Source organism: Streptomyces sp. NPDC002386, from assembly GCF_053593175.1.
Genome location: NZ_JBSFBX010000001.1, coordinates 729,352 through 751,857, shown reverse-complemented (window position 1 = coordinate 751,857; position 22,506 = coordinate 729,352). Strand labels below are relative to the sequence as shown.

Genomic DNA, 22,506 nt, shown 5'->3' with positions numbered 1-22,506 from the left:
TGCTGCGCCCCTCGGAAGCGGCGGGACGCGGCTCAGGGGACCTTGACCCACTGCGCCTTGCTGGGCGTCCCCTGGCCGTCGTCGACGAACAGCATGTACCAGCCGGACTGCACCAGGTTCCGGTTCTTCGGCACCGTCACGGTGATCCGGTCGCCGGACGTGGTGAAGTCCAGCGCGATGGACCGCTGGTCCACGTCCGTCACGTGCGTCGAGGCGCTCGGCCGGATCAGCCGCACCTTCTTGATGCCGGAGGCCTGCGCCGAGGTGAACGTCCCCGAGGCGCCCCGCGCGATGGTCTGCGGTCCCCCGCCGAGCGACGGCCGCGAACCCCGGTACAGATACGGCGGGGTGTAGATCTCGATCCGCTGCTCGAACTTGCCCGGCTTGGTGTCGGCCGCGTCCGCGTACAGCGAGTCGGACCCGAAGAACATCACCCGCCCGTCCGGCAGCAGGATCGACCCGGAGTGGTAGTTGCGGCCCACCAGCGGATCGGCGACCTCGGTGAAGCTGTTGCTGTCCGGGTGGTACATCCGGGCCTGCAGGATGTCGGAGTCGCCGCGCCCCCGGTAGTCCTCCGAGCCGCCCGACACCAGCACGGTGTCGTCGGGCAGGATCGACGTCTGCGGATACCGGGTGCCCTTCGCCAGCTCCGGCCCGTCCACGAACGCGGGGTGCCGCGCCTTGAGATCGATCAGCCGGGTCTTCCTGCTGGACAGCTTCGACTCGCCGACCCCGCCACCGCCGACCACCATGAACTTCTCGTCCTGGGCCGGAGGCAGCAGCACTGTCCCGGACGTCTCCATCATGTCGGCGTCACCGAGCCCCGGCAGCTTGGTGAACTTGTTGGTCCCCACGTCCCACACGCCGGGCTTGCGGCCCACGTTGTCCGGCCCGTAGCCGGCGTTGGAGCCCGAGTAGAAGACCTTCCCGTTCTGCATCAGGAACAGCGCCGGGTACGTCGGGAACTGCCGGAGCTTCGAGGTGTACGACCACTTCCTGGTCTTGGGGTCGAAGATCTCGTTCTTGCCCGGCACCAGCTGCCCGATGTCGTCCAGCCCCGAGACGCTGAGGACCTTGCCGTCCGACAGGGTGGTGAGCGTCGGGTACCAGCGGGCCTCGTTCATCGGGTCGACCTTGATGTACCGCTCGGCGACCGGGTCGAACTCGTAGGCGTCGCGGATGCCCTGGAAGTCCTTCTTGTCGAGGGCGAGCTTCTGCGCGATGCCGTACGTGTTGCGCGCGTCGGCGCCGCTCAGCCCCTGGATGCGGTAGTTGTCCTGGGTGCCGGTCTCGTACTTGCTGCCGCTGCGCTGCGCCTCGACGTAGATGCGTCCCAGGCCGGGGTCGTTGCGCAGGAAGACACCGGTCTGCGGGTCGAAGACCTTCTTCGCGCGGGGTACCAGCACCGGGTCCTTGGAGACGAACGTCCTGCCGTTGGTCCTGCCGCTGAACCGGGTGCCCGCCGGCAGCGTGATCGGCTTGTCCGGGTTCTCGTTGTGGACGATCATCAGGCCGCCGGCCTTGGTGACGTCGCCCTTGAGCTTCTCGTACCGCTTGGTGCCGCCCGCGATCAGCAGGTTGCCGTTGGCGAGCTGCGTGTGCCCGGTGCAGAACAGGTCGGTGGGCGTGGGGATCTTCTTGATCGTGCCCTTGACCGGGTCCCAGATCCGGGTGTCGAACTGCTTCTTGTCGAAGTTGTCCTGGTTGTTGCCCGAACCCGCGACGAGCAGCACCTTGCCGGTGTGCAGCAGTGCCGCGTGGATGGTGTCCTGCCGGTACTCCGGTGGGAACTCGACGATGTCCCACTTGCCGTTGGAGGCCTTGTACTCCGGCTTGTTGATCTTGTACTGGTGGTACTGCTCGGTTCCGAAGCGGTAGAGCCACGGCCCGTTCATCCCGGCCAGCGCGACTACCACCGCCGTGCCTATCGCGAGTCGACGAGCACGGCGGCGGCCGGCCTGGTCCTTCATTCCTTACGTCCCCCAAGTCCACCAAGGGCGATCTGCATGGTCTGGTCGTTGCCCGCGGCCGGGCCGGCGTGGCCGGTCCGCTGCTGCGGGACCTGCGGCGGCCGGGCCGCGTACCCCGGGGGCACCGCGTCCTGCGGCTCGGCCGCCGGGACGGGTGCGGGCACGCCCGCGGCGTGCCGGGGCCTGTTCCTCTGCTGCCGCGTCTGCTGCCGCAGTTCGTGGCGCCAGACGAAGATCGGTGTCGCGGTGATGAGCAGGGCGAACGAGGCCCACGTGATCATCGCCGGGTGGGAGTGCCCGAGGCTGAGGCCCGCGACGATCGAGCCGCCGAAGATCGCGATGAAGTACCAGTGGTACCGGAAGGTGCCGAACCAGGTGTCCGGGCTGGCCGAGTCGCCCTTGGGCGTGACCACGAACTTGCTCTTGCGGCGCAGCACCGAGTCGATCAGCGCCTTGGCGTACAGCGGCGCGGACAGCGCCGACATCACCATGCCGGCCACACCGCCGGAGCCCTCCGGCTCGTGCGGGGAGACGTTGTGCCGCCGGTTCCAGATGTACAGGCCGATCTGGAGCGCGGAGGCGTTGCCGTAGAGCATCAGCCACACGGTCGGGTCGATGTTCACACCCGAGGCGCCCAGACCGAGGAACAGGGCGCAACTCAGCGCCGCGAGAATCCAGTTGAGGGCGGACATCGGATAGAAGATGATCATCATCGTGTAGTTGAAGAGCTTGCCGGGCGGCAGGCTGAAGAAGCCCTTCCAGTACTGCTTGAGGATCGTCTCGTAGGTACCCCGCGACCAGCGCATCTGCTGGGTGAAGAAGTCCGTCCAGGCGTTGGGTCCCTCACCGACCGCGAGCACGTCCGGGGTGTACACGGACTTCCACTTGCGGCCGGTGGCCGGGTTCTTGGCGCGGTGCATCTCGAACCCGGTGGCCATGTCCTCGGTGATCGAGTCGTACAGGCCGCCGATCTGCTTGATCGCCCTGATGCGCACGGCGTTCGAGGTGCCCACGAACATCGGGGCGCCGTACCGGTTGCCGGCCCGCTGGATGAGCGCGTGGAAGAGGAACTGCTGCGACTCGGCGGCCTTGGTGACGAAGGTGTCGTAGTTGCCGTACACCTGCGGGCCGATGACGAAGCCGACGTCCGGGTCGCGGAAATAGCCCAGCATCCGCTCCAGGTAGTTGGGCAGCGGGACGTGGTCGGTGTCGACGGACGCGAAGAAGTCGTAGTCGCCGCCGTGCGCCTCCAGCCAGGCGTTGTAGTTGCCGTGCTTGGTCTTGGCGCGGTGCGGGCCCTTGGCCTGGTTCCACCGGGCGACGCCCTTGCGGGAGAAGTGGTGGACGCCGAGCCGGGCGCAGACCTCCTTCACGGCCGGGTCGTCGCCCTCGTCCAGCAGCCAGACGTGCATCAGACCCCGGTGACGGAGCTTCACGGCCGCCTCCAGCGTCTTGGTCACCATCTCCAGCGGCTCCTTGCCGGGCACGAAGGAGGTGAGGAAGGCGACGCGCGTGCCGGTCTCCGGCACCACCGGGACCGGGTCGCGGGCGACCAGGGTGGCGTGCGCGTTCGACAGCACGTTCATGCAGCGGAAGAACTCGATCAGGCCGATCGCGACCAGCATCACGATGTCCAGCGCGGGCAGGAAGTCGTAGGCCGGGTAGTCGCGTTCGGTCCAGTGCTCCGGCTGGAGCAGCCAGAACAGCAGCACCAGCGAGAGCACCGGGGCCGCGCCGAGCATGAGCGCGGCCCGTACGCGGTGCGGTTCCTGCGAGAGCAGCGAACGGTACTGCACCTGGTAGGGCTTCGCCGGGTCGGGCTGGGTGAGGGGACCCGAGAGGCGGCTGTAGTGCTCGTAGTCGTATCTGGGCAGGCTCTTCCTTATTCGGCGGAACTGGCCGGTCCGATGCGTCACCGCACGAAGCTGCGTGGTCTGTGACGGGTCGTCTTGTCGTTCGTGGCTCTGTCCGGCGCCCGTCGGCGTCGACGTCATGAGTCATCCCCCCACACGCGAGTCACCGCGTGTTTCGTCGGTCTTCTACCGCCCGGTCGGGGTCCCCTCGGCCGTCACAGGCGGACACAGTGGTGGTCGCGGTCACCATGTCCTGCACACCTTATAGACACGGGATCACGCCCTTCCGGTTGCATGATGCCCCCCTCGGCATCCGCTCACTGAGCGGGGCCCCCTCCCCGCCGGCCGGCAACCGGTTGCTTCCCCGACAGCCGCTGACGCGCGGCTTCGTGGCAGACAGGGTTCTACGGCGTCCAGCGTGATCGCAAGACGGGAAACATGGAGTTCACCGGTCAAACCCGCTGGTTGTGTCGCGGGTGTTGTTCGGGGGGCTCGGGTGCGCCGGTGGGGGAGAGCCGGGCGCGGACATGGCCGAAGTGGTCCCGTATGGCCTCCTCCGCCCGCAGGGAATCGCCGGACCTGACCGCGTCCAGGATCTCCCGGTGCTGCCGGCAGGTGACCCGCGGGTCCTGCGGCACCTCCAGCAGATCCCGCCGGACGCGGTGGAAGGCGTCCCAGAACGCCTCCAGCACCTCGCTCAGCAGCACGTTGTCCAGCCCCCGGTAGAGGGCGGCGTGAAAGGCGCGGTCGGTCTCGGCGAGGCCCGCCCCTTCGGCGGCCTCCTGATCCATACGGGTGACGAGGGCTTCCAGTTCAACGAGGTCGGACTCCGGCAGCCGCCCGGCCAGCCGCGACACCAGTCCGGTCTCGACGGCCTCGCGCAGTTCCAGGAGCTGCAGCAGGGAGTCCTCGCCCCGGTAGTGCCCGGCGACCGTGCGGAAGGCGAGCCCCTCGATCATCGGGGCGAGCGACATCGGCCCCACGTAGGTGCCGAACCCGTGCCGGATCTCCACGATGCCCATCGCCTGGAGCGCCTTCAGCGCCTCGCGCACCGAGTTCCGGCTCGCCCCGAGGAGCTCCCTCAGTTCGGGCTCGGTCGGCAGCGGGGCGCCCGAGGGCAGCCGTCGGTCGACGATGAGCTTCTTGATCCGCTCCTGCAGGTCCCGGGCCGCCATGGCGAGAGGGTATCCGGCCAATCGGGGGGAGGGCCGGGTTCCGGTTCAGGGCGCCGGTCACCGCGGCGCGGGGGTGCGGGTGGCGGAGCCCCCGCGACGCGCGGCGAAGCCGCACAACAACAGAGATGGCGAGGTGGTTCGCGCCGTAACGCGAACTGCCTCGCCATCGTCATTGTGCGCCGCCAGGGACTCGAACCCCGGACCCGCTGATTAAGAGTCAGCTGCTCTAACCAACTGAGCTAGCGGCGCCTGCTGACGAGAGAACTCTACCCGACCGGCGCGGGTGCTCCCGACCATGTGCTGCGCACGGGGGAGCCGGTCATACGGGATGTACATCATTCGGACCGTCAACATGCGCACCGGGACGACAGTTGTGAAACTGATCAACGTGCACCTTGGCGGACATTTCCCCCCGAATGTGAGGCAGATCGCATGACGGCTCCGGCGTTCGAAGAGGTCGACCCCGGGCGCGACTGCGACTGTCCGGCCTGCGTCCACGCGCGGCGGGCCGGCCCCCGTCCGCTGTCCGGGCGCCTGGGCGGCCACCTGGCGGCCCGGGGGGTGGTGATCGTGGCCGCCGCCGCGTCCGCCGCGCTCGGCGCGCTCACCCCGGCCGCCGCCCTCACCGCGCCCCAGTCCCCGCACCGGCCCGGCGACCCCGGGGACGGCGAGCCGGCCACCCCGCAGGGCGCCAAGTCACCGCTGCACGGTCCGGCCGGCCCCCTGCCCGATCCGGCGACCACGCCGCCGGCCGCCCCGCCCCCCGCCACCCGGACCCAGATCATCAACCGGGCGAAGGTCTGGGTGGCCGCGCAGGTGCCGTACAGCATGGAGGACTACTGGACCGACGGTTACCGGCAGGACTGCTCGGGCTATGTGTCCATGGCGTGGGGGCTGGGCTCCAACGAGTGGACCGGCAGCCTCGACCAGTACGGCGTGAAGATCACCAAGGAGGAGCTGCTGCCCGGCGACATCCTGCTCTTCCACAACCCGGACAACCCCGAGAGCGGCTCCCACGTCGTGATCTTCGGCGGCTGGACGGACTACACGCACACCTACTACACGGTCTACGAGCAGACGCCCCCGCACGCCCGCACCCAGGCCACGCCGTACCCGTACTGGAGCAACACCTCGAAGTACGTCCCCTACCGCTACAAGGGCGTCGTGGCGGACACCGCGGGTGCCCAGGCGACGAGCGACGACAAGGCGCCGCGGCCGGTCACCGGCCGGGCGGGCCCGTCCCGGCCCGCCTCGCACGGGGTGCCCGGCTATCCCGGCCGGGCCCGGTTCCGCCCGGGCGAGGCCAACCCGTACGTGACCGAGCTCGGGGAGCGGCTGGTGCAGAAGGGGTTCGGCCGCTTCTACCCCGGCGGGCCCGGTCCGCGCTGGGGCGACGCGGACCGGCGGGCCGTGGAGGCCTTCCAGCGCGGCCAGGGCTGGCGCGGCGGTGCCGCGGACGGCTACCCGGGCCCGGAGACCTGGCGCCGCCTGTTCTCGTAGGCACCCGTTCCCCCGTCGTCCCGGCCGCTCGTCCCGCCGGGGTTCCCGTCCGTCCCGACCGTCCCGTCCCACCCTTTCTCACTGTCATGACGCATCTGGCGCGGAGGCTGGAGCACGCATGAGTACGACCACGTCACACACGTCGGAGTCCGAGGAGCAGCCGGAGAGCGGACGCCCGACGGGTGGCACGGCCACCCGTCCGGCCCGGCTGATCCAGAACGAGGCGACCACCGAGATCCCCGTCCATCTGCTGTTCCGCGACGAACCGGAGGCGATGTCGGTACCGGTGCGGCCCGCGGTGGTGGCCCGCCGGCAGGGCACCGGCGAGCAGCCGCGGCTGCGGCGCCCCGTCCCGGCCCGCAGCCGTACGGCGCCGCGGCTCGACCCGGAACTGGCGGAGCGCCCGGCGCGGGTGCTGCCCGGTCTGGCCGGGGTGCTGGCCGGGGCGGGCGGGCTCATGGGCGGCCTGGTCACCTCGTGGTGGGCGGGCGTCCTGCCGCCGCTCGCCGCGGGGGCGCTGCGTCTGCCGCCGTACACCGGCGCCGGGCTCGGTCCGGCGCAGTGGGCGGCGTTCGCCGGGTCCGGGGCGCTCGGTGCGCTCGGCTTCGGCGGGCTGGCCCGGGGCCGCACCGGACAGGCCCGGCTGCTCGGGCTGTTCGGCCGCTACCGGGGAACGGTCCGGCGCACCGGCCTGCTCTGGGTGAACCCGCTGCTGCGCCGCCGCCGGGTCGATGTGCGGCTGCGGCACTGGCGCAGCGAGGTGATGCCGGCGTCGGACGCCAACGGCGTGGCGCTGCGGGTGGTGGTGCTGGTGGTGTGGCGGGTGCGGGACACCGCGCGGGCCGTGCTCGGCATCGACGACCACGAGACCTACCTGCGGGAGTGCGTGGAGGCGGCGCTCGCCCGGGTGCCGGTGGAGATGCCGACCGGGGCGGGCGGCGGGGTGGCGGCGGCCGGGGAGGCGCTGACCCGTCTGGTGGTGGCGGACGCGGCGCCGATCGGGCTGGAGGTCTTCTCGGCGCAGCCGGTCCGGGTGGAGTACGCCCCCGAGGTCGCCGCCGCGATGGACCGGCGCCGGATCGCGGCGCTGGACGCCCGGGAGCGGGCCGGGATGCTCAACTCGGTGGTGGACTCCGTGGAGGACACGGTGACCCGGCTGACCATGCGTGGCCTGGTCGAACTCGACGACTACGAGCGCAAGGTGCTCGTCCGGGACCTGACGGTGGCGTTCTGCTCGGGGCGCGGGGAGCGAGTCTGACCGGTCGCCGGATCGGTCCGGACGCCTCTCTTGATATGGACACAGTCAAGTCACGGCAATAATCTGGGACTTGGTCTAGACCTACTGCACGGCTCAGCTCGGCTCAGTGAACATCCCCCACGTTCTCCAGGAGCGGCAGCATGCGCACCAAGACCAAGTTGACCGCAGTCGTGCTCGGTGCGGCGACCGCCGGAGCCTTCGCGCTCTCCACCGGCGGCGCCAGCGGGCACGGCTACACGGACCTCCCCATCAGCAGGCAGAAGCTCTGCCAGAACGGCACCGTGACGAACTGCGGCTCCATCCAGTGGGAGCCGCAGAGCGTCGAGGGCCCCAAGGGCTTCCCGGCCGCCGGACCCGCGGACGGCCAGCTCTGCAACGGCGGCCTCAGCCAGTTCGCCCAGCTCAGCGCACCGAAGACCCCGTCCGGCGCGGCCTGGCCCACCACCCGGGTGACCGGTGGTCAGTCGTACACGTTCCGCTGGCAGTTCACCGCCATGCACGCCACGACGGACTTCAAGTACTACGTCACCAAGCCGGGCTGGAACCAGAACCACGCCCTGTCCCGCTCGGATCTCAACCTCACCCCGTTCCTGACGGTGCCCTACAACGGCCAGCGCCCGCCGGCCACGCTCAGCCACAGCGGCACCCTGCCGTCCGGTCTGAGCGGTCACCACGTCGTCCTCGCGGTGTGGACCGTCGCCGACACGGGCAACGCGTTCTACGCCTGCTCCGACGTCACCTTCTGAGCATCGTTCCGGTACAGCACGGAAACTGAGGTTCCCTTGAGGCCGGCCGGCCCTACCGCCGGGTAGGTTCCCGCCACGCCGTTCGACCGACGGCGGCGTACCGACCTCGGGGGAACCTCATGATGGAACTGCTCTTCTACGTCGTGCCCTGTCTCATGATCGCGGGCTTCGGGTTCGCCGCGTACCTGCTGCTGCGCCGCGCCCGGCGGATCAGCAGGACGTGGAAGCACGGGCTGACCGCGGAGGCCCGCTGTCTGCGGATGTACACGACGACCAGCGGGGGCGGCGGGGACACGTCCGTGCGGACGACCGTCCACCACGTCTACGAGTTCACCACCCGTGACGGCCGCACCCGGCGATTCGAGGAGGAGGACGGTCCCGCGACCGTCCTCGAGGGTGACTTCGTCACCGTGCGGTACCTCGCGGAGCAGCCCCACCGGGCCACCGCGCTCCCGCCGTCCCGTGCCAGGCTCGCCGTCGGCACCGGCTTCGGGCTGGCCTTCCTCGGGGTGTGCATCGCCTTCTGCTCGGTCTTCGTCGTCGTGGCCCACGTCATGTTCACGGAGGCGGGCGGCCTGATGCCGTGATCCGTGCGGGCCGGCGGTGGACCGCACCCCGGCTCCGGGCGCGCCGGACACGCCGAAGGGCCCCTCGCCGAGGCGAGGGGCCCTTCATCTGTGCGCCGCCAGGGACTCGAACCCCGGACCCGCTGATTAAGAGTCAGCTGCTCTAACCAACTGAGCTAGCGGCGCATGACTCCCGCCTTCCGCTTACCGCGGCCGGCGACGAAGAAAATACTACCTGGTCCCGGGGGGTGCTCCTGACCACCCGGGAGCGGCTAGATCGCGAGGGAGAGCAGCACCGGCGCCGCGCTCCGGTTCAGGGTGTCCGCGGCCTGCTTCAGGCGGTGCGCGTGCTCCACCGGGAGCGAGAGCGCCAGGCAGCCGACCGTCGAGCCGGCGGTGATCGGGACGGCGGCGCAGACCGTGCCGATCGCGTACTCCTGGAGGTCCAGGACGGGCACCGTCGGCGGCTGCGACTCCAGGCGGGAGAGCAGCAGCTTGTCGCTGGTGATGGTGCGCGAGGTGAGCCGGGCCATCTTGTGCCGGGACAGGTGGTCGCGGCGGGCGTTGTGGTCGAGCTGGGTCAGCAGGCTCTTGCCGACGGCGGTGGCGTGGGCGGAGAAGCGGAAGTCCACCCACTCGTTGACCGCGGGCGTGCCGGGTCCGGCGGCGTACTGGGTGACCGTGACCTCGCCGTCCACGTACCGGCTGATGTAGACGGCGGCGCCCACGGAGTCCCGCAGCCGGTCCAGGGTGTGCTGGAGCTTGTCCCGCAGGGCGCCCTCGCGCTCGTGCGCCGAGGTGAGGCGGCGCAGGGTCTCGCCGGTGACGTACGCCCCGTCGGTGATCTGCTCGACGTAGCCCTCGCGGCGCAGCATGCGCAGCAGCGCGGTCAGCCGCTCGGGGTCCAGGGCGGTGCGGTGGGACAGCTCGGCCTCGGTGACGCCGGCGGGATGACGTGCCACGGTCTCCAGTACGCGCAGCGCGTCGTGGGCGGAGTGGTACGGAGCGGTCGGCTCGTTCATCAGCGCCACGGTGTCCCCCTGGCTCGCTCTGTGGCCGTGATTCCGGTCGGTCGGATCGATACCACGATAACGGGCAAAGGCCCGGCAGGGAGAGGGTGTTGGCGAGATTGTGCCGCCCGCACGCCCCTCCCATCTGGGACTCAGACCCTCTGGCATATGCCAGGGTCATCGCCCAGCGTCGGGACCTCGGCTGTTGCCGTTTTCACGGCGGAGGGTCACAGCACCGCGCTGAGGAATTCCCGCGTACGCTCCTGCTCCGGATCGCCGAAGATCCGCTCCGGCGGCCCCGACTCGATCACCCGGCCGGAGTCGAACATGAGCACCTGGTCGGAGATGTCCCGGGCGAAGTTCATCTCGTGGGTCACGCAGAGCATCGTGATGTCGGTGGTGCGGGCGATGTCCCTGAGCAGGTCGAGTACGCCCGCGACCAGCTCGGGGTCGAGTGCGGAGGTCACCTCGTCCAGCAGCAGCACCCGCGGCCGCATCGCCAGCGCGCGGGCGATCGCCACTCGCTGCTGCTGTCCGCCGGAGAGCATGGCCGGCCGCGCGTCGCACTTGTCGGCGAGCCCCACCAGCTCCAGCAGCTCCCGGGCGCGTGCCTCGGCCTCGTCCTTCGACAGGCCCAGCACCTGCACCGGCGCCTCGGTGAGGTTGCGCAGCACGGTCATGTTCGGGAACAGGTTGAACTGCTGGAACACCATCCCGATCTTCTTGCGGGCCTCCCGGACCTGCTTCTCCGGGGCGGGGAACAGCCGCTCCCCGTCCACGGTGATGGTGCCCTCGTCCGGCTTGGTGAGGGTCATCAGCAACCGCAGGATCGTGGTCTTGCCCGACCCGGAGGGGCCGATCAGCGTCACGTGCTTGCCGGCGTCGACGGAGAAGTTCAGCCGGTCGAGCACGGTGTTCGTCCCGAAACGCTTGGTGACCTCCTCCAGACGGATCAGCTCACCCCCGGCCGTGAGAGGGCCGGAGCTCGCGTCGGGTTCTTTCATCAGGGGGTCAGCGGACAAGACGTCGCTCCAGGGCTCGCAGAAGAAGGGAGGCCACGTAGGAAATGAGGATGAAGGCCACACCGATCACGGTGAGCGGCTCGGTGAACTGGAAGTGCTGCTGGGAGAAGAGCCGGGCCCGGCCGAGCATCTCCAGCACGGTGATCACCATCAGCATCGGCGTGTCCTTCAGCATGGAGATCACGTAGTTGCCGAGCGCGGGGATCACCCGGCGGATCGCCTGCGGCAGGATCACCGCGGTCCAGGTGCGCCGCCGCGGCAGGTTCAGTGCCGTCGCCGCCTCCCACTGGCCGACGGGCACCGCCTCGATGCCGGCCCGGTAGACCTGCATCGTGTACGTCGAGTAGTGCAGGCCGATCGCGACGACGCCGGTGGCCAGCGCCGAGAAGGTCAGGCCCCACTCGGGCAGCACGTAGAAGAGGAAGAACAGCTGGACCAGCAGCGGGGTGTTGCGCACGAACTCCGTGACCACCCCGACCGGCCAGCGCACCCACCGGGACGGCGCGCGCATCAGCAGCGTCCACACCAGTCCCAGGGTGAAGGAGAGCAGCGAGCCGAGGACCAGGGCCTGCAGGGTGACCAGCAGTCCGTGCCAGAAGTCCGGCATGAAGTCGCCGACGGCGTTCCAGTCCCACTTCATGCGACACCCCCGCCGACACCGGTGGTCTGCGCCCGCTTCAGCTCACGCGCCGACGACTCCGTCCCCGGGTCCTTGCCGACCCCGGCCTTCAGCCGCTTCTCCAGTCCGCGCATCAGCCTGGTGAGCACGAAGGCGATCGCGAAGTAGATCAGCAGCACGTACGTGTAGATCTCCGCGCTCTGCTGCAGCGCGAGCCGCACCAGGTTGGCGCTGAACGTCAGATCGCCCATGCCCATGACGGACACCAGCGCGGTGCCCTTGAGCAGCTCGATCAGCAGGTTGGAGAACGACGGGATCATCTCCGGCACCGCCTGCGGCAGGACGATGAGCCGCAGCCGCTGCCAGGGCGTGAAGCCGAGCGCGATCCCGCCCTCCCGCTGCGCCGGGTCGACCGCGTTCAGCGCGCCGCGCACGATCTCCGAGCCGTACGCGCCGTACGTCAGCCCGAGCGCCAGCGTGCCCGCCCACAGGGGTACGAGCTGCCAGCCGAAGGCGACGGGCAGCACGAAGAACACCCAGAAGATCATCACGAGGGCCGACGTACCGCGGAACACCTCGGTGTAGAAGCCGGCGAGGAAGCGCACGATCCACAGCCGGTGGGTGCGCGCGACGCCGACGACGAAGGACACCGCCGTGGCCAGCAGCGCGCTGAACACCAGCAGCTGGACGGTGGTCCATATGCCTTTCAGTACCAGATCCCAGAGCCCCGAGGTCATCCGCCGCACAGCTCCTTCGCGGTGAGGTCCGTCATCTCGGCCTCGGTGAAACCGAAGGGCCGCAGGATGCGGAACAGCTCCCCGCTCCGCTTCAGCTTGCGCAGCTCGGCGTTGAACGCGTCGCGCAGCCTCGTCTCGGTCGGCCGGAACGCGAACGCGCCCCCGTCGACGTGCGGCTTGCCCTTGACCTTCGGGGCGAACGGCTTGGTCGCCTCCGCCTTGGCGGACTTCTTCACGACCTCACGGGCGGTGAGCGCGGTACCGGCGAAGACGTCGACCCGCCCGGCCTCCACGGCGTTCAGCCCGGCCACCTGGTCGGGGACGATCAGGATGTCGCTCTCCTTGTAACCGGCCTCCACCGCGTACGCGATCTCGGCGTACCCGGTGCCGGTGGCGAACCTCGCCTTCTTCTCCACCACGTCCTGGTAGGAGTGCAACCCCTTCGGGTTCCCCTTGCGGACGATGAACGCATCCAGCATCTGGTAGTCCGGATCGGCGAAGATCACCTGCTCGCAGCGTTCGGGATTGACGTACATGCCGGCGGCGACGACGTCGAACTGCTGGGAGTTGAGACCGGGGATCAGCGAGCCGAACTCCGTCGGCACCGGCTGCACCCGGTCCACTCCGAGCCGCTTGAAGACCGCCTTCGCCAGCTCGGGCGCCTCACCGGTGAGATGACCGTCCCGGTCGATGTACCCGAAGGGGATCTCACCGGCGATCCCGAGCCGTACGACCCCCTGCGCCCGCAGCCGGTCGAGCAGTTCACCGCCGTTCTCGTCCGATGCCGAGGCCACCCGTGTGCAGCCCGTGGCACCCAGCGCGCCCACCGCACCGACCGCCGCGACGCCCGCGAGCAGAGAACGCCTGCTCTGTCTGTGTTTTGACCGGAATATGTGCGATTCGTTCCCAAGTGGTGGAGCCATGGCGGCGCGGCTACCCAGACGCATCCGCCCTATGCACCCTTGTTTCATGGCCGAACGATTCGTCACAGTCTCACTGGACCGACGGGGCGTGCGCTGCACGGCACGCCTCCTGGACGACCGCGCGCCCCTGACCTGCACGGCGGTGTGGGAGGCACTGCCACTGGCGGGCGACGTGTACCACGCCAAGTACGCGCGCAACGAGATCTACGCCCTCTTCCCGCCCTTCGCCTCCACCGAACCCCCACTGGAGAACCCCACGGTCACCCCGATTCCCGGTGACCTCTGCTACTTCTCCTTCGCCGGTGCCGAACTGGGCACCCGGGCCTACGGCTACGACCGCGAGGTCCGCCCCGGCACCACCCTGGTCGACCTGGCCCTGTTCTACGAACGCAACAACCTGCTGCTCAACGGCGACGTGGGCTGGGTGCCCGGGATCGTCTGGGGCCAGGTGACGGACGGCCTCGACCGGATGGCCGAGGCCTGCAACGACCTGTGGCGGACCGGGGCGGCGGGGGAGACGCTCAGCTTCCGCCGAGCGTGAGCCGCGCCCCGTAGAGCGCGTGGGCCGCGCGCAGCACCAGGTCGTCGCGGTGCCGCGCGGCCACGATCTGCAGACCCACCGGCAGTCCGTCGCCGTCCGCACCGACCGGGACGGTGGCGGCGGGCTGCTGCGTCAGGTTGAACGGGTAGGTGAACGGTGTCCACCCGGTCCAGCGCCGCAGCCCCGAGCCCGGCGGCACCTCCCGGCCCGCCTCGAACGCCGTCAGCGGCAGGGCCGGGGTCAGCAGCAGGTCGTACCGCTCGTGGAACAGGCCCATCCGGCGGCCGAGGTCCGTCCGGACGTCCACCGCCGCCAGGTAGTCCAGCGCGCTCGCCCGCGCGCCCGGGACGCAGATCTCCCGCAGGCCCGGGTCGAGCAGCATCCGTGTCCGCGGCGGCAGGTGCTCGGTGACCCGGGCCGCGCCGGCGAACCACAGGGTGTGGAAGGCCTCCACCGGGTCGCTGAAGTCCGGGTCGGCCTCCTCGACGTAGGCGCCGAGGTCCGCGAGCCCGGCCACCGCCCGCCGTACCGCGGCGGCGACCGCCGGCTGCACGGCCACCTGACCGCCCAGGGTGGGCGAGTACGCCATCCGCAGCCCGCGCACCCCGCCGTCCAGCGCGCCCCGGAACGAACGCGCCGGGGCGGGCAGCGCCGACCAGTCGCGCGGGTCGGGCACGCCGATGACGTCCAGCATCAGCGCCGCGTCCGCCGCGTCCCGGGTCATCGGGCCGACGTGCGAGAGCGTGCCGAACGCGCTCGCCGGGTACAGCGGCACCCGGCCGTACGTCGGCTTCAGCCCGAAGATCCCGCAGAACGCGGCCGGGATACGGATGCTCCCGCCGCCGTCCGTGCCCAGCGAGAGCGGGCCCGCGCCCAGCGCGACGGCCGCCGCGCTGCCGCCGCTGGAACCGCCCGCGGTGCGGGACGGGGCGTGCGGATTGCGGGTCACACCGGACAGCGGGGAGTCCGTGACGCCCTTCCAGCCGTACTCCGGGGTCGTCGTCTTGCCGATGAACACCGCCCCGTGCTCGCGCAGCCGTGCGACCGAGGGCGCGTCCTCGTCCCACCGTCCCCGCTCGGACACGGCCTTCGAGCCGCGCAGGGTCGGATGGCCGCGCAGCAGCAGGATGTCCTTCACCGTCACCGGCACCCCGTCCAGCAGCCCGGCCGGTTCACCGCGCCGCCAGCGCTCCTCGGACTCCCGGGCCCGCGCGTAGGCCTCCTCCTCCAGGAGCCGTACGAACGCGTTGACCTCCGGCTGGATCCGCCGGGCCCGTTCCAGCGCCTGCCCGGTCGCCTCCACGGGCCCGAACTCGCCCTTGCGGTAACCGTCGAGGAGCTGTACGGCGGTCAGGTCGGTGAGCTGCATGGACCCTCCTGGTGGGTCAGTGACCGGGCACGTATCCGCGCTTCTTGTCGACCACGTTCAGCAGTGACCTGCCCGCCGCCCACCGCTCGTACAACTCCACGAACTGTGAGCCCAGTTCGTCCCGCCAGCCGACCGTGTCGCCGCTCATGTGCGGGGAGACGACCAGTCCCGGAAGACCCCACAGCGGGCTGTCCGCGGGCAGCGGCTCGGCGGTGAACACGTCCAGCGCGGCGCCCGCGATCCATCGTCTGCGCAGCGCCTGCGCCAGGGCGTCCTCGTCGACGAGCTGCCCGCGGCCGACGTTCACGAAGACCGCCGAGGGCTGCATCACGCCGAACCGGCGGGTGTCGAACATGTGGTGCGTCTGCTCGGTCAGCGGCGCGGCGGCGATCACCCAGTCGGCACGGGCGATCAGCCGGTCGAGGTCGCCGGGCCCGTGGACGCCGGTGCGCGGCACCCGGCCGACCAGGGCCGTGGTCACGTCCAGTGCCTTCAGGGTGCGCGCGATCGCCCGCCCGATCGGCCCCGAACCGACCACGCACGCGCGCGTGCCCGCCACCCGGCGGGTCTCCCGGTGCCGCCAGGTCCGCTCCCGCTGCAGCTCCAGGGTGCGCGGCAGATCCTTGGCGACCGCCAGCACCAGCGCGGCCACGTACTCCGCGATCGGCTGGTCGAAGATCCCGCGCGCGTTGGTCACCACGGTGTCGGACGCGGCCAGCTCCGGGCACATCAGATGGTCCACCCCGGCGCTCGCCGTGTGCACCCAGCGCGGCCGCGGCCCCTCGCCCGGCCAGGCCTCGCGCACCGCGTGCGAGGTGAAGTCCCACACCAGCAGCACGTCCGCGTCCGGCAGCCGGGCGGCGAGGCCGGCCGCGTCCGTGTGCTCGATCCGGGCGCGGCCGGTCAGCCGGCCGAGCCGGGGCGGCGGGTCGGCGTCCAGCACGAGGAGAGTGGGCAGAGTCGACGTCATACGGGGCGGCTCCGAGCGTCTGACATGCGCGGATTGACCACGCTCGCACCCGAATCTACCTTCGTCAACACGGGCGTATCCAGCGACCGTTGCCCTCGTCTCCCCGCGTGAGGCAGGTGTGCCATGGACGTCTCCTTTCTCGGCGGTCCCCGCCCCCAGCGCGGTGTCGGGGTCGTGGCCCCGTTCGACTTCGCGCTGGACCGCGAGCTGTGGCGCTGGGTGCCGGACGGGGTGTCGCTGCATCTGACCCGTACCCCGTTCGTGCCGGTCGAGGTGAGTCTGGACCTCGCCCGGCTGGTCAGCGAGCACCAGACCCTCGGCGAGGCGGTGCGCGCGCTGAACGCCGTCGCCCCCGAGGTCGTCGCCTACGCCTGCACCTCGGGCAGCTTCGTCGGCGGCAGGGCCGGGGAGCGGGCGATGTGCGCGGCGATGAGCCGGTCCGGCGAGCTGCCGTCGGTGACGACCTCCGGAGCGCTCGTGGAGGCGCTCGGCGAGCTGGGGATACGGCGGGCCGCGCTGGTCACCCCGTACACGGTGTCCGTCACCCGGGCCCTGGAAGCGTTCGTCGCCGAGGCCGGCGTGCGGGTCACCGGGTGCGCCTTCATGGGGCTGACCCGGCACATCTGGCGGGTGCCGTACCGGGACGTGGTCGCGATGGCCCGGCGCGCGGTCCGGCCCGGCTCGGCCGACGCGCTGTTCATCTCCTGCACCAACCTCCCCACGTACGACGTGATCCCCCAGCTCGAGGCGGAACTGCGCATCCCCGTGCTCTCGGCCAACCAGGTCACGATGTGGGCGGCGCTGCGCCGACTGGGTACCCGAGCCGTGGGGCCCTATCAGGCGCTGCTCGACGAGACGGCGCGTGACTGGCCCGCACTGCCCGAAGAGACACAGGAACACGGAGAAGGGCTGACATGACTGCACTCGGATTCCTCTACCCGGGCCACTCCGGGGAGGACGACTACCCGCGCATCGAGCAGCTCCTGGGCAGCGACATCCGGGTGGACCTGGTGCACACCGACATCGGGGAGGACGCGCACCGCGTCGACGCGCTGCGCGAGATGGGGTCGCCCGAGCGGCTCGCCGCCGGTATGGAGCTGCTGCGGCTGAGCGGCGCCGAGACGGTGGTGTGGGCGTGCACCAGCGGCAGCTTCGTGCACGGCTGGGACGGGGCCCAGGAGCAGGTGCGGTCACTGGCCCTGATGGCCGGGATGCCCGCCTCCTCCACGTCCTTCGCCTTCGTGCACGCGGCCCGCGAGCTCGGTGTGAAGCGGGTGGCCGTGGGCGCGACGTACCCGGAGGAGGTGGCCGCGCTGTTCACGGACTTCCTGCGGGCCGGTGGACTGGAGGTGGTCGCGACCCGGTCGTCCGGGATCGTCACGGCGGCCGAGGTCGGCACCTGGGGCGAGGAGGAGGTGCTGACGCTGGCCAGGGCCGCGGACGTCGCCGACGCCCAGGCCGTGCTGCTGCCGGACACCGCGCTGCGCACGGCCGCCCACCTCGGCCTGCTGGAGAAGTCCCTGTCCAAGCCGGTGCTCACCGCCAACCAGGTGACCGTGTGGGAGGCGCTGCGCCTGGCCGACCGGCGGGTGAACGCCCCCGAACTGGGCACGCTCTTCACCCGCGAGCCGATCGTCCAGGCCTGACCGGGAGCGGGGGCCGGGAGGGGCCCCGGAATAAACGGGGACAGCCTCCTGTTGGCCCACGCTGGACAGCTCACGGCCAGAAACAGGAGGCACACACCGTGTCGGCAGACGAGATCCGGGGCACGACGCACGGCACCGCCCCCGTCCCCCTCTCCGTACTGGACCTGGTGACCGTGGGCGCGGGCAGCACCGCCACCGAGGCGCTGCGCACCAGCGTGGAGCTGTCCCGGTTCGCGGAGTCCCGCGGGTTCCACCGGTACTGGGTGGCGGAGCACCACTCCATGCCCGGCGTCGCCTCCTCCTCGCCCGCGGTGATCCTCGCCCACCTCGCCGCCCACACCGACCGCATCCGGCTCGGCTCGGGCGGCGTGATGCTGCCCAACCACGCGCCCCTGGTGATCGCCGAGCAGTTCGGCACGCTGGAGGCGATGGCCCCCGGGCGGATCGACCTGGGCCTCGGCCGCGCCCCCGGCACCGACGGCGCCACCGCGGCCGCGCTGCGCCGCACCGACGGCCTGAACGAGGGCGCCGACGACTTCCCGCAGCAGCTCGCCGAGCTCCTCCGCTTCCTGGACGACGACTTCCCCGACGGGCACCCCTACCGGCGCATCCACGCCATCCCCGGCCCCGTCCAGGGCAGCACCCCCGGCGGTGTGCAGTCCGCGCACCGCCCGCCCGTCTGGCTGCTCGGCTCCTCCGGCTTCAGCGCCCGCCTCGCCGGGATGCTCGGACTGCCCTTCGCCTTCGCGCACCACTTCTCCGCGCAGAACACCATCCCGGCGCTCGACCTCTACCGGCAGACCTTCCGGCCCTCCGAGCTCCTCGACCGGCCCTACGCCCTCATCGGCGTCTCGGCGCTCGCCGCCGACGACGAGCGGGAGGCCCGCCGGCAGGTGCGGGCGACCGCGCTGAACATGATCCGGCTGCGCACCGGCCGGCCCGGTCTCTTCCCCGACCCCGACGAGGCCGAGAAGTACGAGTTCAGCCCGATGGAGGAGGACTTCGTGGCGTCCTGGGGCGGCAACATCGTGCACGGCACGGCCGACGAGGTCCGCACCGGCCTCGACGACCTGCGGGGGCGCACCGGCGCCGACGAGCTGATGCTCACCACGCACGCCCACCGCGGCGAACTGCGCCTGCGCTCCTACGAACTGATCGCCGACGCCTACGGTTTGCCCACCGCGTAGTCCTGGGTCCCGAGCAGCTCGGAGATACGATCCGGCGGCACCGGACGGGAGTACAGCCAGCCCTGCCCGGTGTCGCAGCCGATCCGGCGCAGCCGGGTGGCCTGCGCCGAGGTCTCCACGCACTCGGCGGTGACGGTCAGGCCGAGCCGGTGGGCCAGCTGGATCATCGCCTCCACGATCACCTCGTCGGCCGGGTTGGGCGGTACCTGCGGTGCGTCCTTGGCCGCCTCCTCGTACTGGAAGCCGCGCACGAAGGAGCCGTCCAGCTTCAGGACCTTCACCGGCAGCCGGCTCAGGTACGCCAGGTTCGAGTAGCCGGTGCCGAAGTCGTCGATGGCGATGCGCACGCCCATGTCGCTGAGCGCCTGCAGGGCCTGGAGCGGCCGGCCGGCCGAGCCCATCACGGCCGACTCGGTCAGTTCGAGCTGGAGCAGGTGCGGGGCGAGTCCGGTCTCGGCGAGGGTCTGGGCCACGTCCGCCACCAGGTCGGAGTCCCACACCTGGCGCACGGCCACGTTCACGCTGACGAAGATCGGCGGCTCGTCGGGGTGGTCGAGCTGCCAGCGGCGGGCCTGCCGGCAGGCGGTCGCGAGCGCCCAGCGGCCGAGCTGCACGATCGAGCCGTCCTCCTCGGCCAGTGCGATGAACCGATTCGGCGTCAGCGTGCCGAACTGGGGGTGGTGCCAGCGCACCAGCGCCTCGACACCGCTGAGCCGTCCGTCCTCCATGCCCACCAACGGCTGGTACTCCAGGGCGAATTCGCCGCGCTCGATGGCGGGGCGCAGGGTGGAGGAGAGGGCCTGGCGGGTCATGCGGTGCGCGTTGCGCTCGGGGTCGAACAGGGTCCAGCGGCCCTTGCCGTCCGCCTTCGCCCAGTACAGCGTCGTGTCGGCCGCCTGCATCAGACCGGTCGCGGTCGTGCCGGCCGCGTGCCGCTCGACGACGCCGATGGAGGCGGTCAGCGACAGCCGCTGCCCGGCCAGGTCGAACGGCTCCTCCAGGGCCTTCAGCGCGGACTCGGCGAGATCGGCGACCTGCTCGGTTCCGGTGGAGTCCTCGACCAGCAGGGCGAACTCGTCGCCGCCGAGCCGCGCCACCAGCGGGGTCCCGGCGCGGGCGTGGCCGGCCTCGTCGGCGACCCGGGTCAGGCGTTCGGCGACCGTCGCGAGCAGCCGGTCGCCGACCCGGTGGCCCAGGGTGTCGTTGACGGCCTTGAAACCGTCGATGTCCAGGTAGCACAGGCCGATCCGGCCGGTGCCGCTGTGCTCGTAGGCCTCCGCATCCAGCGCGGCCGTCAGGCGCTCGAAGAACAGGGTGCGGTTGGGCAGCCGGGTCACCGGGTCGTGCATCTCCAAGTGCCGCAGGCGGGACTGGAGTTCGCGGCGGGCGCTGATGTCGGTGGCCGAGACCAGTACGCCCGGTCCGCCGTCGGCCAGCGGGGTCACGGTGACCTGCACCCACACCGAGTGCCCCTCGGGGTGCTTGATCCTGCGGGTGCAGCGCAGCTTCGCCTGCCGGCCGCGCAGGACCTCGCGGTAGGCGTGCCAGGTGCGGGTGTCCGAGGCCAGGTCCACCAGATCGGCGGCGGCGCGCCCGGTCAGCGTCCGCGGGTCGGCGCCGAGGAGTTCGCCGAGGGCGGCGTTGGCGCCGACGACGAGGCCCTCGGGGTCGACGACCGCCATGGACAGCGGGGCGGCCGCGAAGACACGGTGGTAGATGGTGTGATCACTGTCTGTGACGGCTGACCGGTCGAGGTCTGCCGCGGGCGTCGGCCCTTCGGACGTTCCGCTCACCGCTCGCTCCCGCAGTGCACTCGATCTCTGTCCGTGCCGGAAAGTGTGCCGATCATAGAGGCTGGCCCTTGGGCCTTCCAGCCACTTGCCAGTGTCCCGGACAGACCACAGGTTCTGACAGATCGTTTCTGCCCGCACCTGGACGGGTTCTTCAGGCCCTCGACCAGTTGTGACGTTCCGTGAGTGTTTCGGGGTGTCGGCCGCCGGTGCGCGCGCCGCGCAAACGGGCGCACTCACCCTTCTGGTTCAGGCAAACAGGACGAATCGCAATAATCTCCCACACTCTGGATGCGGTGTCCCGCGAACCGCCTCCGGAGGTCATTTCCGTGCCCAAGCTGCGCAGCACCGCCGCCGTGGCCACCACGATGTCGGCGCTCGCCGCCACCTCGATCCTCACCGGCCCGTCGGTCGCCGAGCCCTTCTCGACGACCCCCTGCGCACTGCACCGGACCGAGGCCCACCACTCGGAGGGCGTGGACACCTGGAACAGTGCCTACCCCCGGCCGGCCGGGACGCTCGACGCCGTCATGATCTTCCTGTCGTTCCCGGACGCCCACCCGGAGACCACGCCCGAGGAACTGGCCGCCGACCACTTCCCCGCCACCAGCCGGTTCTACGAACAGGCGTCCTACGGCAGATTCACCCTGCGCCCGCACCCGCTGAAGCACTGGCTGCGCATGCCGAGGCCGTCGACCGCGTACGCCATAAGGCGTGACTGGAGCGCCGCGGACCGGGCCGCCTACCTGCGCGACGCCTTCGCCGCGGCCGACGGGGAGGTGGACTTCTCCCGCTACGACGTGGTCTATCTCGTCGCCGATCCGGACGCGCCCGGTGTCGACTCGGACGCGACGAAGGTGGTCAACCTCCAGACGCCGATGCGGGTCGACGGCACCGACGTCCGCCGGGTCGTCACCGTGTTCGAAAAGCATCCGCCGGACCGCCTGGTGCTGGCCCACGAGACCGGGCACGTCTTCGACCTGCCCGACCTGTACCACCGTCCGGTCGACGGCAAGGGTGACTGGGACACCTATGTCGGCGACTGGGACCTGATGGGCAGCCAGTTCGGACTCGCCCCGGATCTGTTCGCCTGGCACAAGTGGAAGCTGGGCTGGCTGGACCCGCGCCAGGTGGCGTGCGTCCGGGGCACGGGCCCGACCCGGCTGACCCTGGAGCCGCTGACCGCCGGGGCCGGTGCGGGGGCGGGCGGAACGGGTGCCGGCGGGCCGGGTGCCGCGGGTGCCGCGGGCGCCCCGGCGTTCGGCCTGGGTCACGGGACCAAGCTGGCGGTGGTGCGCACCGGCCCGGACAGCGCGCTCGCGTTCGAGGCGCGCGGGCCGGCCGGGAACGATCAGGCGGCCTGCCGGCAGGGGGTGCTGGTGTACCGCGTGCGCAGCGGTGAGGCGTCCGGCGGCGGGCCGATCGAGGTGGTGGACGCCCATCCCGGCACCGAGGCCTGCTGGGAGAACTCGGTCTACCCGCCCCTGGCCGACGCCCCTGTCGCCCTCGGTGAGAGCTTCACGGTGCCGGGCGAGGGTGTGAAGGTCGAGGTGGAGGAGCGGACGACGTCCGGGGCCTGGACGGTGAAGATCACACCGGGGCTGGTCGGCTGACGTCTTGAGAA

Annotated in this window: 20 protein-coding genes, 2 tRNA genes and 1 pseudogene; 9 read left to right on the top strand and 14 right to left on the bottom strand. The window is 71.2% G+C overall.

From position 1 onward, the window contains the following. Window positions 1–32: 32 nt before the first annotated feature. From ACWCPN_RS03350 to ACWCPN_RS03330, 5 genes and pseudogenes are all read right to left on the bottom strand, one after another. Window positions 33–1,124, bottom strand: a complete 1,092-nt coding sequence (locus ACWCPN_RS03350) for a kelch motif-containing protein (protein WP_451202284.1) — start codon at window positions 1,122–1,124, stop codon at window positions 33–35. Between the two features lie 144 nt (window positions 1,125–1,268). After that, window positions 1,269–1,508 (bottom strand): annotated as a pseudogene (locus ACWCPN_RS03345) (galactose oxidase); the annotation flags it as partial. Between the two features lie 458 nt (window positions 1,509–1,966). Next, window positions 1,967–3,964, bottom strand: coding sequence for a glycosyltransferase family 2 protein (locus ACWCPN_RS03340; RefSeq protein ID WP_451202112.1), 1,998 nt, complete (start codon window positions 3,962–3,964; stop codon window positions 1,967–1,969). 311 nt (window positions 3,965–4,275) lie between these two features. After that, complete coding sequence (locus ACWCPN_RS03335) at window positions 4,276–4,998, bottom strand: FadR/GntR family transcriptional regulator (RefSeq protein ID WP_451202110.1); 723 nt, start codon at window positions 4,996–4,998, stop codon at window positions 4,276–4,278. Window positions 4,999–5,173: 175 nt separating this feature from the next. Next, window positions 5,174–5,247: transfer RNA gene (locus tag ACWCPN_RS03330), tRNA-Lys, on the bottom strand. 183 nt (window positions 5,248–5,430) lie between these two features. Between ACWCPN_RS03330 and ACWCPN_RS03325 the strand changes: the two genes are divergently transcribed. From ACWCPN_RS03325 to ACWCPN_RS03310, 4 genes are all read left to right on the top strand, one after another. Continuing rightward, window positions 5,431–6,498, top strand: coding sequence for a peptidoglycan-binding protein (locus ACWCPN_RS03325; protein WP_451202109.1), 1,068 nt, complete (start codon window positions 5,431–5,433; stop codon window positions 6,496–6,498). A gap of 118 nt (window positions 6,499–6,616) precedes the next feature. Continuing rightward, entirely contained in the window at window positions 6,617–7,756 is a 1,140-nt protein-coding gene (locus tag ACWCPN_RS03320) for an SPFH domain-containing protein (RefSeq protein ID WP_451202108.1), read from the top strand. Window positions 7,757–7,896: 140 nt separating this feature from the next. Further along, window positions 7,897–8,502, top strand: coding sequence for a lytic polysaccharide monooxygenase auxiliary activity family 9 protein (locus ACWCPN_RS03315; RefSeq protein WP_199210684.1), 606 nt, complete (start codon window positions 7,897–7,899; stop codon window positions 8,500–8,502). A 122-nt stretch (window positions 8,503–8,624) separates the two neighbouring features. Beyond that, window positions 8,625–9,089: a hypothetical protein gene (locus ACWCPN_RS03310; RefSeq protein WP_451202282.1), complete on the top strand. Its 465-nt coding sequence runs from the start codon at window positions 8,625–8,627 to the stop codon at window positions 9,087–9,089. 91 nt (window positions 9,090–9,180) lie between these two features. Here the strand turns inward: ACWCPN_RS03310 and ACWCPN_RS03305 are convergent. The 6 genes from ACWCPN_RS03305 to ehuB all read right to left on the bottom strand — a co-directional run bounded on the left by ACWCPN_RS03305 (window position 9,181) and on the right by ehuB (window position 13,379). Beyond that, window positions 9,181–9,254, bottom strand: a tRNA-Lys gene (locus tag ACWCPN_RS03305). Between the two features lie 86 nt (window positions 9,255–9,340). Next, window positions 9,341–10,099 carry an IclR family transcriptional regulator gene (locus ACWCPN_RS03300; RefSeq protein ID WP_451202107.1) on the bottom strand — a complete coding sequence of 253 codons (759 nt, stop codon included), beginning with the start codon at window positions 10,097–10,099 and terminating at the stop codon, window positions 9,341–9,343. Window positions 10,100–10,305: 206 nt separating this feature from the next. Next, window positions 10,306–11,082: an ectoine/hydroxyectoine ABC transporter ATP-binding protein EhuA gene (ehuA, locus tag ACWCPN_RS03295; RefSeq protein ID WP_451202281.1), complete on the bottom strand. Its 777-nt coding sequence runs from the start codon at window positions 11,080–11,082 to the stop codon at window positions 10,306–10,308. 7 nt (window positions 11,083–11,089) lie between these two features. After that, entirely contained in the window at window positions 11,090–11,740 is a 651-nt protein-coding gene (ehuD, locus tag ACWCPN_RS03290) for an ectoine/hydroxyectoine ABC transporter permease subunit EhuD (protein ID WP_451202105.1), read from the bottom strand. Next, a complete protein-coding gene (gene ehuC / locus ACWCPN_RS03285; RefSeq protein ID WP_199210681.1) occupies window positions 11,737–12,456 on the bottom strand; it encodes an ectoine/hydroxyectoine ABC transporter permease subunit EhuC in 720 nt (239 codons plus the stop codon). The genes ehuD and ehuC overlap by 4 nt, the downstream gene beginning before the upstream one ends. Next, window positions 12,453–13,379 (bottom strand): ectoine/hydroxyectoine ABC transporter substrate-binding protein EhuB, encoded by a 927-nt coding sequence (ehuB, locus tag ACWCPN_RS03280; protein ID WP_199210680.1) that lies wholly within the window; start codon window positions 13,377–13,379, stop codon window positions 12,453–12,455. Before ehuB ends, ehuC begins: the two co-directional genes overlap by 4 nt. A gap of 46 nt (window positions 13,380–13,425) precedes the next feature. On the opposite strand from ehuB, the gene ACWCPN_RS03275 reads away from it, so the two are divergent. Further along, window positions 13,426–13,920, top strand: coding sequence for a DUF3830 family protein (locus tag ACWCPN_RS03275; protein WP_199210679.1), 495 nt, complete (start codon window positions 13,426–13,428; stop codon window positions 13,918–13,920). On the opposite strand, the gene ACWCPN_RS03270 is transcribed toward ACWCPN_RS03275, so the two are convergent. Both ACWCPN_RS03270 and ACWCPN_RS03265 read right to left on the bottom strand, forming a co-directional pair. Further along, a complete protein-coding gene (locus ACWCPN_RS03270; RefSeq protein ID WP_451202104.1) occupies window positions 13,901–15,289 on the bottom strand; it encodes an amidase in 1,389 nt (462 codons plus the stop codon). The genes ACWCPN_RS03275 and ACWCPN_RS03270 overlap by 20 nt on opposite strands. 16 nt (window positions 15,290–15,305) lie before the next feature. Beyond that, the gene (locus ACWCPN_RS03265; protein ID WP_451202103.1) at window positions 15,306–16,259 is read right to left on the bottom strand and encodes a D-2-hydroxyacid dehydrogenase; all 954 of its coding nucleotides are present in this window, start codon (window positions 16,257–16,259) and stop codon (window positions 15,306–15,308) included. A gap of 123 nt (window positions 16,260–16,382) precedes the next feature. Here ACWCPN_RS03265 and ACWCPN_RS03260 point away from each other — a divergent pair, with 123 nt between their 5' ends. The 3 genes from ACWCPN_RS03260 to ACWCPN_RS03250 all read left to right on the top strand — a co-directional run bounded on the left by ACWCPN_RS03260 (window position 16,383) and on the right by ACWCPN_RS03250 (window position 19,092). Further along, the gene (locus ACWCPN_RS03260) at window positions 16,383–17,177 is read left to right on the top strand and encodes a maleate cis-trans isomerase family protein (protein WP_451202102.1); all 795 of its coding nucleotides are present in this window, start codon (window positions 16,383–16,385) and stop codon (window positions 17,175–17,177) included. Further along, entirely contained in the window at window positions 17,174–17,905 is a 732-nt protein-coding gene (locus ACWCPN_RS03255; protein WP_451202100.1) for a maleate cis-trans isomerase family protein, read from the top strand. Before ACWCPN_RS03260 ends, ACWCPN_RS03255 begins: the two co-directional genes overlap by 4 nt. Window positions 17,906–18,003: 98 nt before the next feature. After that, a complete protein-coding gene (locus ACWCPN_RS03250) occupies window positions 18,004–19,092 on the top strand; it encodes an LLM class flavin-dependent oxidoreductase (protein WP_451202099.1) in 1,089 nt (362 codons plus the stop codon). Here ACWCPN_RS03250 and ACWCPN_RS03245 read toward each other — a convergent pair. Further along, window positions 19,071–20,885: a putative bifunctional diguanylate cyclase/phosphodiesterase gene (locus tag ACWCPN_RS03245; protein WP_451202097.1), complete on the bottom strand. Its 1,815-nt coding sequence runs from the start codon at window positions 20,883–20,885 to the stop codon at window positions 19,071–19,073. The two genes, ACWCPN_RS03250 and ACWCPN_RS03245, sit on opposite strands and share 22 nt — an antisense overlap. A gap of 320 nt (window positions 20,886–21,205) precedes the next feature. On the opposite strand from ACWCPN_RS03245, the gene ACWCPN_RS03240 reads away from it, so the two are divergent. Next, window positions 21,206–22,495: a M6 family metalloprotease domain-containing protein gene (locus tag ACWCPN_RS03240; RefSeq protein WP_451202279.1), complete on the top strand. Its 1,290-nt coding sequence runs from the start codon at window positions 21,206–21,208 to the stop codon at window positions 22,493–22,495. Window positions 22,496–22,506 lie beyond the last annotated feature (11 nt).

Bases quoted from the DNA above. Each gene is read 5' to 3' on its own strand.
- ehuC (WP_199210681.1), bottom strand. From the start codon at position 12,456: ATGACCTCGGGGCTCTGGGATCTGGTACTGAAAGGCATATGGACCACC.
- ACWCPN_RS03350 (WP_451202284.1), bottom strand. From the start codon at position 1,124: ATGAACGAGGCCCGCTGGTACCCGACGCTCACCACCCTGTCGGACGGC.
- ehuB (WP_199210680.1), bottom strand. From the start codon at position 13,379: ATGGCTCCACCACTTGGGAACGAATCGCACATATTCCGGTCAAAACAC.
- ACWCPN_RS03320 (WP_451202108.1), top strand. From the start codon at position 6,617: ATGAGTACGACCACGTCACACACGTCGGAGTCCGAGGAGCAGCCGGAG.
- ehuA (WP_451202281.1), bottom strand. From the start codon at position 11,082: ATGAAAGAACCCGACGCGAGCTCCGGCCCTCTCACGGCCGGGGGTGAG.
- ACWCPN_RS03315 (WP_199210684.1), top strand. From the start codon at position 7,897: ATGCGCACCAAGACCAAGTTGACCGCAGTCGTGCTCGGTGCGGCGACC.
- ACWCPN_RS03265 (WP_451202103.1), bottom strand. From the start codon at position 16,259: ATGACGTCGACTCTGCCCACTCTCCTCGTGCTGGACGCCGACCCGCCG.
- ACWCPN_RS03275 (WP_199210679.1), top strand. From the start codon at position 13,426: ATGGCCGAACGATTCGTCACAGTCTCACTGGACCGACGGGGCGTGCGC.
- ACWCPN_RS03260 (WP_451202102.1), top strand. From the start codon at position 16,383: ATGGACGTCTCCTTTCTCGGCGGTCCCCGCCCCCAGCGCGGTGTCGGG.
- ACWCPN_RS03310 (WP_451202282.1), top strand. From the start codon at position 8,625: ATGGAACTGCTCTTCTACGTCGTGCCCTGTCTCATGATCGCGGGCTTC.
- ehuD (WP_451202105.1), bottom strand. From the start codon at position 11,740: ATGAAGTGGGACTGGAACGCCGTCGGCGACTTCATGCCGGACTTCTGG.
- ACWCPN_RS03270 (WP_451202104.1), bottom strand. From the start codon at position 15,289: ATGCAGCTCACCGACCTGACCGCCGTACAGCTCCTCGACGGTTACCGC.
- ACWCPN_RS03340 (WP_451202112.1), bottom strand. From the start codon at position 3,964: ATGACGTCGACGCCGACGGGCGCCGGACAGAGCCACGAACGACAAGAC.
- ACWCPN_RS03325 (WP_451202109.1), top strand. From the start codon at position 5,431: ATGACGGCTCCGGCGTTCGAAGAGGTCGACCCCGGGCGCGACTGCGAC.
- ACWCPN_RS03255 (WP_451202100.1), top strand. From the start codon at position 17,174: ATGACTGCACTCGGATTCCTCTACCCGGGCCACTCCGGGGAGGACGAC.
- ACWCPN_RS03335 (WP_451202110.1), bottom strand. From the start codon at position 4,998: ATGGCGGCCCGGGACCTGCAGGAGCGGATCAAGAAGCTCATCGTCGAC.